A 9842-nucleotide genomic window follows, 5' to 3' on the forward strand; every position below is an offset into this window, starting at 1 on the left:
GTAGAAGAGAGGAAGATTATAATGAAACAATCTTTATTCGGACGTGTACGCGATGCAATTTTAGCAGATTTTCATAATGTGTTAGATGAGAAAGAAAGAAAAAATCCAATCGCGATGCTAAACCAATATTTACGCGATAGTGAGCGTGAAATAACAAAAATTGAGAAGTTAATTGAGCGCCACAAAACATTAAAATCTAATTTCGCTCGTGAGCTTGAGCAAGCACGTTATTTCGTTAATAAAAGATCAAAGCAAGCGATCGTCGCTCAAGAAGCAGGCGAATTACAGCTACATGAGCGTGCGCTAGAAGAAGTAGCGTATTATGAAGGGCAAGTAACTCGATTAGAAGAAATGTATGCAGGTGTTGTAGATCAAATTGATGAGTTAGAGCGTCGTCTTGCTGAGATGAAAAATAAATTAAAAGAAATGCACGCAAAACGTATGGAATTAATGGCACGTGAAAATATGGCACATGCAAATCGTCGTATGAATACAGCGATGCATAAAATGGATGAAAATAATCCGTTCTTACGCTTTGAGGAAATTGAAGATCATATTCGCGACTTAGAATCTCGTATAAATGAGGAGCATGAACGTGACACATTTGATATGAAGATTGCAAAGCTTGAGCGTGAAATGAAAGAGAAGAATGATGTATCGTTAACGAAAGAGTTAACAAAATAATAGTAGTATATTATAAAACAGGCTTATGATATAGTGATAGGAGAAAAGGTGTTGGAAAGCAATGCCTTTTCTTCTATGTATATGTAACAAGAAGGGGGGAGCTGAAATGAAGAAACAATTTTCAAAAACACAATTAATGGGGATGCTCCTCATCATATTTGGATTCGGTCTTTTTCTTGATATGATACTTGGACATTTTGAACCAGGTGGTCTCATTTTTGCATTTATTATGCTTATGTTTGGAAGGCATTATCGTAAGAAGAATCGTTATGTAAGGGGAAATGTCTTTTTATTTGTTGGTGGTATCGTATTTTTATTCTTCTTATTTTCATCAGCAGCATTTGTTCTTGTCGTATTTGCTTGTTTAGCTTTAATTGGTTATCAACTGATTCAACAAGGACATCAGCAAAAAGCAATGAAGGTTGAAATTAAAGAAAAAGGGATTATAGACGAAGAGAAGCAAATATATCGTACAGAACCATATTTAAAAAATATGTTTGTAGGGAATATACGAATGATGGATCATATTTATGAACTTGAGGATATTAATGTTCAATATGGTGCTTGTGATGTGGAAATAGATTTAACAACTGCTATGATTCCAGAAGGAGAAACGGTAATTGTTATCCGAGGTGTCGTTGGTAATATTCGTTTATATGTGCCATATGATATTGAATTGTCTTTAAATCATTCTGTTATTGTCGGACGTGTGCTCCTGCCAGGACATGAAGAGACAGGATTTAATCGCAATGTTACATTTAGAACAGAGCAGTATAAAGAAGCGCCTCGTCGTATTAAAATTATTTCTTCGCTTGTCGTAGGCGATACGGAAGTGAGGAAAGTATAATGAAGAAACAAAAAAATATTTCGTGGATGTATATTCGTTATTCTATGTTGTCTTCTGTTAGTATTGCACTCATTTGTACAATTGTATATGTATGGAAAAGCGAGCAACAAGTGTATGATTTATTATGGAAGGAATCCATCGCTTCTGTTCCAATTGGCTTGTTTATTATGACTACAAGTTTACTTATCGGGGGAATTGTAGGATATGCAATCGGTTACTATATAGAGCAGCGTATACAAGGATTAAATACTTTTCTATTTGAAGTGGAGCGAGGGAATTTTCCGAGTGATGTTTCGTTTACTGCAGATGATGAATTTCATGAAGTAGAACGAAAAGTAATCGGTCTTGCTCGTCGATTAGAGGAGCAAGCTGGACTCTTTCAAAAAGTAACGAATGAACGAGCTCATTGGAATGAAGAGATGAGACAAGAAGCGATATCTCAAGAAAGGCATCGATTGGCGAGGGAGCTGCATGATTCTGTAAGTCAGCAGCTTTTTGCAATGTCGATGATGATGTCGGCTATTAATGAACAAGTAGCTGAAATTCCAGAAACGACAAAAAAGCAGTTGCAGCTCGTTGAAAATATGGTTGTAAATGCACAATCAGAAATGAGAGCGTTGCTTCTTCATTTACGGCCTGTACAATTAGAAGGTAAGAAACTGACACAAGGTATAGAGGAATTATTGACGGAATTATCGCGAAAGCAACATATGAAAATTGAATGGCTAATCGAGCCAATAGAATTGAAAAAAGGTGTAGAAGATCATTTATTTCGTATTGTGCAAGAAGCTTTATCCAATACTTTACGACATGCGAAAGCGAAGAAAACGGAAGTACGTCTTCGGAAAATTGATCAATATGCAATTCTAAAAATTATTGATGATGGCGTTGGATTTGAAGTCGGAGTGAATAAGGCTGGTTCATATGGTTTAAGATCAATGCAAGAGCGTGTTCATGAAATTGGTGGGACATTAAAAGTACTTAGTTTCCCCGCTAAAGGGACACAAATAGAAGTAAAAGTACCGATTATGATTGAGAGAGGGGGAGAATCATGATAAAAGTGTTACTTGTCGATGATCATGAAATGGTTCGAATGGGTGTATCAGCATATTTATCAACGCAGCCAGATATCGAAGTAGTTGGAGAAGCTGAAAATGGAAGAAAAGGTTCAGAGTTAGCACTGCAATTAAGACCAGATATTATTTTGATGGACCTTGTCATGGACGAGATGGATGGGGTTGAAGCAACACGTGCTATTATTCAGGAATGGCCAGAAGCGAAAATTGTAGTTGTAACGAGCTTTTTAGATGATGAGAAATTGTACCCTGTTATTGAGGCGGGAGCGACAAGTTATTTATTAAAAACATCAAGAGCAAGTGATATAGCAGACGCTGTACGAGCTACTTATGATGGAGAAACTGTATTAGAGCCAAAAGTTACTGGTAAAATGATGTCTCGTATGCGTCAGAAGAAAGAACAACCTTTGCATGAGGAGTTAACAGAAAGAGAGTCTGAAATTTTGTTATTAATTGCAGAGGGGAAAAGTAATCAAGAGATTGCAGATGAATTGTTTATTGCTCTCAAAACAGTAAAGACACATGTGAGTAATATTTTAAATAAGCTAAATGTAAGTGACCGGACACAGGCAGTTATTTATGCGTTTAGACATCAATTGACGAAATGATAAAGTGAAACTTTAATCAGTGGGGGGTATCTCCGCTGATTATTAGTTTACGCCAAATCTTTTTATTGACGTTAACAAATGTAAGCGTTATCATTAAGTTGTTAACAGTACATACAAAGGGGAGAGAGTGTATGTTAGTTCAAACGATATTTGGCATGGATAAGTCTAAAAAATTAGGGGATTATGTGAACGCATTACAAGCGCTTTGTGAACAATATAATGTTGAAACAGATAAAATTGCAATTGTTGAGGCGACAGAAGAGTACTATTTATTTTTAGTAAAGCAAGAAGATTGCTACGATGTTATCAAAGTAGAAACAGTGGATACAAATATCGAATATTATACGAAAGCGTATAAAATAAGCAGTTTTAATCATACTGCTTATCAAAAGTAAAAAAACTCCCTTTCGGGAGTTTTTTAGGATGCTTTTACTTCGCGGGAATCGGTTATTAAGGGAACTTTTTTCGCACCGCTTAACTTAGCGATTGTAAGGCCGATAATAGCCCCGGCTAATGCTGGTATTAGCCAGCCAATTCCTTCATTATATAAAGGGATAAATTCAAAATATGGTGTGATAAATGAAACTGAAATGCCACCTTGTTTTAATCCGTCAAATACGCTTACGATTGCTGCTCCAATTAAAGCACCTACATAAACAGAGCGATATCCACCGAAATATTTATGAAGTAACGATAGTAGAACGAGTACAATTGCAACTGGATATACAACAAGTAGAATTGGAACAGAGATGGCAATAATTTTCGTTAAACCTAAGTTGGCAACTAATAATCCTAATACACAAATGATACTCGCGAACATTTTGTATGAAAATTTAGTCAATAATGTTGAGAAATATTGACTACACGCAGATACAAGTCCAACACAAGTTGTTAGACAAGCGAGTGTAACGATTAGAGATAATAGAAGTAAACCGTATGGACCGAATAATTGCTGTACGATAACAGTAAGTAATTGTCCGCCATTTTGTGCATATCCGAGCGAGACGCTAGTTGCACCGAGCCAGCCAAGTGCACCATATACAAGTACGAGACCAGTAGCGGCAATAAGTCCTGCTTTCGCTGTTGCGATGGCAATGGATTTACGATCCTTCACACCTTTAGAGCGAATGGCATTTACAACGATAATTCCAAATGCAAGCGCAGAAATGGTATCCATCGTTAAGTATCCTTCCATAAAACCTTTGAAGATTGGAGAAGTTTGATACTCTTGCATTGCTGGTCCTGATTGCCCGAGTGGTGTAAATACACTTTTAACAAATAGTAAGAAAATAGAGAGTAATAAAATAGGTGTTAAAATATTTCCGATGCGATCGACAAGTTTAGATGGATTTAAACTAAGCCAAAATACGATAGCGAAGAAGACGACTGTGTATAAAAATAGTGCTAGGTTACTAGAACGAATTGTTTCTGGTAAGAAAGAACTAACACCCATTTCATAAGCGACATTTGCAACGCGTGGAATTCCCATAGAAGGACCGATTGCGATATATACAACTACAGTAAAGGAAATTCCAAATAATGGGTGAACATGACTTGCGAGTTGTTGCATGCCGTTTCCTGATAAAGAAATTGCAATAACAGTTAATAATGGTAAACCGACTCCTGTTAGTAAAAATCCAATCATTGCCGGCCAAAAGTTTTCACCTGCATTTTGTCCAAGCATGGGAGGGAAAATTAAATTACCTGCCCCAAAAAATAAAGAAAATAGCATAAGACCCGTGAAAAAAATATGTTTTTTTGATACAGTGTTCATTGTTTTTCCTCCTTTTTTAAATTCATTTGTAAGAACACAAAAAACTCGTCCCTAAAGAAAGGGACGAGTTATATTTACCCGCGATACCACCCTAATTTATACATGTAGAAATTAGTCTATATGTATACGGCTTTACAACGTACAACATGATACGTGTTCCTTGTAACGGGGGACAGCCGGTAAGAACTTACTGTAACATTCGGTTCTACTTCTCGGAGATGATTTTCGGTTACGCACTGAACGTTGGCTTTCAGCAAATCGCCAACTCTCTGGGGGACAGTCCTATAACGTACTCGTTCTCGTCAATGAATTTTTATTCAAGTATTCTGACAGTATTGTCACATGTTTTTTTTTGAAAGTCAACATTTTTTTGAAAGATATATTTATATATAGAAATATTGAATGTGATATTCGTTGTTGTAAAGGGAATGATGAATTGTAAAATGGGAGTAAAAATTTGTAGAGAATTGTAAAACTTATAGAGAAAGTTGATATTTATAGGAGTAAAGAAGGTATTGTTTGAATTTACAGAGAATAATACAACAATCCACTTGCTGGAAAGAACAAACCAAAAGAGGTGACTGGAATGCTTGCGATGGGAGTATTATTTGGCATTATTGCTATAATTGGTTTTATGTGGTTATATTATTCGCGTTCGTTTAAACAAGCAGAAGTTTTACTCTTTCAAAAAGGTAGTTTGTTGACAAATCAGTCTAGATATTTAGTATGTCCGAAGTGTGGAAGTGCACAGGCCAGAAGTGGAGGATATCAAGAGTGTTGCAAAATTAGATTATGAAAGAAGGAAGCCTCACATTATGTTGTGAGGCTTCCTTCCTTACAATTTCATGGCGCTCCAAATTGTCCACCGATCTCTTTCGATAATAGGAGAGATGCTTTGTAATGCGGTCTGGACCTGTTGTAGAAGTTGAGAAAGTTCATGATCTGTTAATTCATATAGAATGGATCGACCTGTTCGAGGTGATAAATCTTGTAGCAATGCTTCTACAGAATCATGTATTTTTCGTACTTCCCATTGTGTTTGAGAGGGGAACACGTGAAGAAAATATTTTTGCAATTCTTGCTGTATCGTGGTGGTTTTTGGCCGTCTTTTTGATTCTATTTCAATGAGTTTTGGAAAGGTAGAGAAAAAATATCCACGAATGTGTTCGGGGCTTCCAGGAATTGTACAATCTTCAATAGTTCGGTCTTGTACAATAAGTACACCGTTTTTCTTTAATATACGAGAAGCTTCACGTAAAAATGTAGGAATGTCTTGTAAATGATGAATCACTGCGCGCGAAATAACAATGTCGAATGTATCATTAGGATATGGGACGTTATGTGCATCACCGTGAATGAATGAAATATTTGGAAAGCCGCTACAATTTTCTTTTGCAGCTTGTAATATTTCTTTTGAAAAATCAAGTCCAATGACATTTTTGGCTCCCATAAGAGCAAGTTCTTTCGTATAAATCCCGCCACCACAGCCGATATCAATTATTTGCTTGTTTTGTATATTTGTAATACTTTTTATCATTTCTCCCCAAGAAATATGGGCGTTTCGCTGTGCGTATGTGTATTTATTATTTGCATCGTGAAAATTAATGGACATGAAAAAGACCTCCTTTCAATACTTAGTATAGCGTATTTTATAGTGTTTCACGTTTTTGTTTTTTATATGAAGAGTATAAGAATTTCTTATTGTAAAAGGAGGATTAAGTTGAAAAGGAAATATGTATTGTTGTTATTTGCTACGTTACTAGCATCTTGTGGTCAAGTAGAGCAAAAAAAAGAAACAAAAAAAGTGGAAGAGACGGTGAATGAAGTGAAAGAAACGATAGGGGTAACCGTTATACAAAAAAAACATAAAGAGAAAAAGTTACAGGAATCAGAAGCTAAGTTAGTAACAGACATTATAGATAAAGCGGAAAAACAAGAAGTAACAGGTAGTTTTGGTGAACCGGAATATGAAATACAAATTAATAGGGATGGAAAAAAAGAAACATATTATGCGTGGCTAAGAGGAGAAGACAGACGAGGATGGGTACAATATAAGAAAGCTATGTATATGCTGAATAAAAAAGATACGGAAAAGCTTTTGGCTATATTTCCAAATGTTTCAGAACAAAAAGAAGACGAGATGCAGGTAGGTCCTTTAACGGATGTAACAAAAAAAGATTTGCAGATTACTGCGTTTCATATTAAAGCAGGCGATCAAAAAGTGAATTATACGGTGCGGTATACGATTTCACAATCACTATACAACAAGTTAGAGAAGGAACAAGAGTATTATTTACAAGTCGTTTTCCCAGAAAAAGTTCAAAAATTAATTGGAGCAAAAGAGAGTGAAAAAATTTCAGGTGAAAAGGTAAAGGAAGGGTATAAACAATATGAATTGCATGCTACTGTTCCGGTAAAAGATGTTTCAGAATCACAATTAAAGTCATTAGAAACATATTATGAAAATTATGATTTGAAAATATTAAATAGCAAAAAAGAAAAAATAGGTGTTTTTCAAAATATCATTCAAATTGTTAAAGAGTATGGTGAAAAAATGGATTTACAAAGATAAAATGAAACTTTAATTAGCCCTGACAGATCGGGATGAAGGTAATTAGTAAAGTTTATATGGCCTTTCCTAGGAAATGATAATAGAGAGGGGAAAACACCCCCTCTCTATTATTTTGCTTTTGCAGATGGCTCATTCATTGATTTTCGTGTAATAAGAAAAGAAATCATAAGAGCGGAAAGGATGACAAGGGCAATAAATACGTGATTGGGCAACAAATCTAATAATAATACGTAACTAACGGTATAAAAAATAAGAGTTGAAGCTAAAAACGATAGAGCGCCTATTATGAGAGATTGTAAATTCATTTGCAAACACCTCCTTATATTTATACTTATATTTTTGGCTAAAAATGGATTAAATAAACATTATTTCTAACGATAGAAAAAAATATGTCATAATAGAGAAAAGAATAGTTTTGATGAATAAATATGATTCATTAATGAGAGATAAAGGAGAGGAATATGAAAAATAATAAAAAAGGATTATGGGGAATTATTGTTGCAATAGGGCTATTTTTACTTTCTAAGTTAAAGTGGATATTTGCAATTTTTAAACTAGCAAAGTTTTCAACGGTATTTAGTATGTTTCTATCACTTGGTGCATACGCGGTTATATATGGTTGGAAATTTGGGGTAGCGCTCATTTATTTGTTGTTTATTCATGAAATGGGCCATTTATGGGCTGCGAAAAGAAAAGGTATACCAACATCGCCAGCAATATTTATTCCATTTATGGGCGCTCTTATTGGGATGAAAGAGATGCCGAAAAATGCAAAAGATGAAGCTTACATCGCCTTCATGGGACCTCTTTTCGGATTGTTGTCATTTTTACCTGCGATTCCACTTTATATAATAACGAAAGAGCCATTTTGGGCATTAATTATTTTACTTGGAAGTATGATTAACTTCTTTAACTTGATTCCGGTTTCTCCATTAGATGGTGGACGAATTATCTCAGTTGTAAGTACAAAGATTTGGGGAGCGGGTCTTATTGTATTGCTCGGTTATGCCATTTACTTTAAAAGTATTTTGGGAGGATTTATTTTTATTATCGGCTGTATGGAATTATATAGAGTAATAAAGAGAGATGAGCCAATTAAGGAATTAGGATATAGAATTGATGGAATGAAAGAATATGTTGCAAGACTTGAAGAGGAGTTAAAAGAAACAGGTGCGGTGCATCGAAATATATATATGATGCAACATGAAATAAATATATTAAGGCAAAAAGAAAGAGAGAAAGAATTAAAAGTAGGAGAACTTCAAAAGATTGAAGTGTTAGAGCATCTTTTACCAAAGTTTGAGCCGCTTGATTACGTTCCATATGAAGATGAAAAAGAAACGCATACAATTCATATAAGAGAAGCATTTGAAATGTCAGAAAGAAAATTACAGGAATGGGAGACGGAAAAGAGACAACAGGAAAACTATTATAAAGTTGATATGAAAACAAAATGGACAGTCTTTGCTTGTTATATCGGATTAATGGCTATACTCGGTTACACAGCTTATGAAGGGTACATTGTTTTACAAGAACATTTACCAACGAGAAATGTATAGAAAAATATTGTCGAAATGATAGGAAGAATTTATACAGGAATTATATTTCTACGAGAGAATGTTACAAGTATAGTCATACTTTGTAATATCTTTAGTAGAGAAGGAGTTCTGTATATGAAGAAATTGTTAATTGTATTCGGGATTATTATCGTAATGATCATTGCGAGCTATAGTCTTATGAAATTGCTATTACATTATGCGAATAAGCCTGCTGAGGTAAGTACAATAGCTCAAATAGAAGATGTGCAAGAGGAGACAAAAGTGCTAGATTTTATTCGTATGACGCATGAAAGTTATAATAATTTCTTAAATTACGGTAAAGCAGAGAATTATACAGAAGGGGACTGGAACCAATTTAAACAATGGTTTCAACAACAAGAATCGTCTTTAAAAAATATACATACAGAAATAAAGAATGAAAAAATAAAACGTGATGTAAATAGAAGCTATGAAATTGTAAAAAAAGGTGTAGAACTTCAAAATATTGAGTATGTAGTTTATGCACATCGTGTATACCATGACTTAGATATTATTGTAAATAAATATAGAGGTGAAACGAACATCTGGGGGTATACAGAGTTTGGAGATGGAAAAGATATAAGGGTAATTGAACAAGCTATACAGTCCAAATAATAAGCTAGCTAGAATTGAAGTGACCCCTAAAAGTTAGACACGGTTATTTCATTAGGCAGCTTGATAAAAGTGAGTCCGGTATTGCACCG

12 protein-coding genes and 1 other annotated feature are annotated in these 9842 nt (G+C 34.7%); of the genes, 9 read left to right on the forward strand and 3 right to left on the reverse strand.

The genetic code is table 11. The features are described 5' to 3' along the window. Positions 1 to 21: 21 nt before the first annotated feature. The 5 genes from JDS99_RS26765 (at position 22) to JDS99_RS26785 (ending at position 3610) form a co-directional block, all read left to right on the forward strand. Entirely contained in the window at positions 22 to 684 is a 663-nt protein-coding gene (locus tag JDS99_RS26765; protein WP_075308722.1) for a PspA/IM30 family protein, read from the forward strand. A gap of 106 nt (positions 685 to 790) precedes the next feature. Next, positions 791 to 1531 carry a cell wall-active antibiotics response protein LiaF gene (liaF, locus tag JDS99_RS26770; RefSeq protein WP_075308724.1) on the forward strand — a complete coding sequence of 247 codons (741 nt, stop codon included), beginning with the start codon at positions 791 to 793 and terminating at the stop codon, positions 1529 to 1531. Continuing rightward, positions 1531 to 2586, forward strand: coding sequence for a sensor histidine kinase (locus tag JDS99_RS26775; RefSeq protein WP_064476649.1), 1056 nt, complete (start codon positions 1531 to 1533; stop codon positions 2584 to 2586). Before liaF ends, JDS99_RS26775 begins: the two co-directional genes overlap by 1 nt. Then, entirely contained in the window at positions 2583 to 3215 is a 633-nt protein-coding gene (locus tag JDS99_RS26780) for a response regulator (RefSeq protein WP_000598709.1), read from the forward strand. The genes JDS99_RS26775 and JDS99_RS26780 overlap by 4 nt, the downstream gene beginning before the upstream one ends. Positions 3216 to 3313: 98 nt before the next feature. Beyond that, entirely contained in the window at positions 3314 to 3610 is a 297-nt protein-coding gene (locus tag JDS99_RS26785) for a DUF3922 domain-containing protein (protein ID WP_131932946.1), read from the forward strand. 23 nt (positions 3611 to 3633) lie between these two features. Here the strand turns inward: JDS99_RS26785 and brnQ3 are convergent, their stop codons facing one another. After that, on the reverse strand, positions 3634 to 4989 hold the full coding sequence (gene brnQ3 / locus JDS99_RS26790; protein ID WP_199696040.1) for a branched-chain amino acid transport system II carrier protein BrnQ3: 1356 nt from the start codon (positions 4987 to 4989) through the stop codon (positions 3634 to 3636). 56 nt (positions 4990 to 5045) lie between these two features. Next, positions 5046 to 5304 (reverse strand) — a binding site (T-box leader). Between the two features lie 271 nt (positions 5305 to 5575). Here brnQ3 and JDS99_RS26795 point away from each other — a divergent pair. Continuing rightward, entirely contained in the window at positions 5576 to 5785 is a 210-nt protein-coding gene (locus JDS99_RS26795; RefSeq protein WP_000880630.1) for a hypothetical protein, read from the forward strand. A 39-nt stretch (positions 5786 to 5824) separates the two neighbouring features. Here JDS99_RS26795 and JDS99_RS26800 read toward each other — a convergent pair whose 3' ends face one another. Continuing rightward, positions 5825 to 6601, reverse strand: a complete 777-nt coding sequence (locus JDS99_RS26800; protein ID WP_097889748.1) for a class I SAM-dependent methyltransferase — start codon at positions 6599 to 6601, stop codon at positions 5825 to 5827. A 108-nt stretch (positions 6602 to 6709) separates the two neighbouring features. Here JDS99_RS26800 and JDS99_RS26805 point away from each other — a divergent pair, with 108 nt between their 5' ends. After that, positions 6710 to 7561 (forward strand): YhfM domain-containing protein, encoded by an 852-nt coding sequence (locus tag JDS99_RS26805; RefSeq protein ID WP_199696041.1) that lies wholly within the window; start codon positions 6710 to 6712, stop codon positions 7559 to 7561. Between the two features lie 107 nt (positions 7562 to 7668). Here the strand turns inward: JDS99_RS26805 and JDS99_RS26810 are convergent, their stop codons facing one another. Further along, positions 7669 to 7866: a hypothetical protein gene (locus JDS99_RS26810; RefSeq protein ID WP_001053356.1), complete on the reverse strand. Its 198-nt coding sequence runs from the start codon at positions 7864 to 7866 to the stop codon at positions 7669 to 7671. A gap of 156 nt (positions 7867 to 8022) precedes the next feature. Here JDS99_RS26810 and JDS99_RS26815 point away from each other — a divergent pair, with 156 nt between their 5' ends. Both JDS99_RS26815 and JDS99_RS26820 read left to right on the forward strand, forming a co-directional pair. Further along, positions 8023 to 9120 (forward strand): site-2 protease family protein, encoded by a 1098-nt coding sequence (locus JDS99_RS26815; protein ID WP_199696042.1) that lies wholly within the window; start codon positions 8023 to 8025, stop codon positions 9118 to 9120. A gap of 114 nt (positions 9121 to 9234) precedes the next feature. Next, the gene (locus JDS99_RS26820; protein ID WP_000734814.1) at positions 9235 to 9753 is read left to right on the forward strand and encodes a hypothetical protein; all 519 of its coding nucleotides are present in this window, start codon (positions 9235 to 9237) and stop codon (positions 9751 to 9753) included. Positions 9754 to 9842: the final 89 nt, after the last annotated feature.

It is taken from the genome of Bacillus cereus group sp. N6 (genome assembly GCF_016483705.1).
In the GTDB taxonomy this organism is placed as follows: domain Bacteria; phylum Bacillota; class Bacilli; order Bacillales; family Bacillaceae_G; genus Bacillus_A; species Bacillus_A wiedmannii.

What these genes read in the sequence shown, in the direction of transcription:
- JDS99_RS26765 (WP_075308722.1), top strand. Translation starts at nt 22, where the DNA reads ATGAAACAATCTTTATTCGGACGTGTACGCGATGCAATTTTAGCAGAT.
- liaF (WP_075308724.1), top strand. Translation starts at nt 791, where the DNA reads ATGAAGAAACAATTTTCAAAAACACAATTAATGGGGATGCTCCTCATC.
- JDS99_RS26775 (WP_064476649.1), top strand. Translation starts at nt 1,531, where the DNA reads ATGAAGAAACAAAAAAATATTTCGTGGATGTATATTCGTTATTCTATG.
- JDS99_RS26780 (WP_000598709.1), top strand. Translation starts at nt 2,583, where the DNA reads ATGATAAAAGTGTTACTTGTCGATGATCATGAAATGGTTCGAATGGGT.
- brnQ3 (WP_199696040.1), bottom strand. Translation starts at nt 4,989, where the DNA reads ATGAACACTGTATCAAAAAAACATATTTTTTTCACGGGTCTTATGCTA.
- JDS99_RS26795 (WP_000880630.1), top strand. Translation starts at nt 5,576, where the DNA reads ATGCTTGCGATGGGAGTATTATTTGGCATTATTGCTATAATTGGTTTT.
- JDS99_RS26800 (WP_097889748.1), bottom strand. Translation starts at nt 6,601, where the DNA reads ATGTCCATTAATTTTCACGATGCAAATAATAAATACACATACGCACAG.
- JDS99_RS26810 (WP_001053356.1), bottom strand. Translation starts at nt 7,866, where the DNA reads ATGAATTTACAATCTCTCATAATAGGCGCTCTATCGTTTTTAGCTTCA.
- JDS99_RS26815 (WP_199696042.1), top strand. Translation starts at nt 8,023, where the DNA reads ATGAAAAATAATAAAAAAGGATTATGGGGAATTATTGTTGCAATAGGG.
- JDS99_RS26820 (WP_000734814.1), top strand. Translation starts at nt 9,235, where the DNA reads ATGAAGAAATTGTTAATTGTATTCGGGATTATTATCGTAATGATCATT.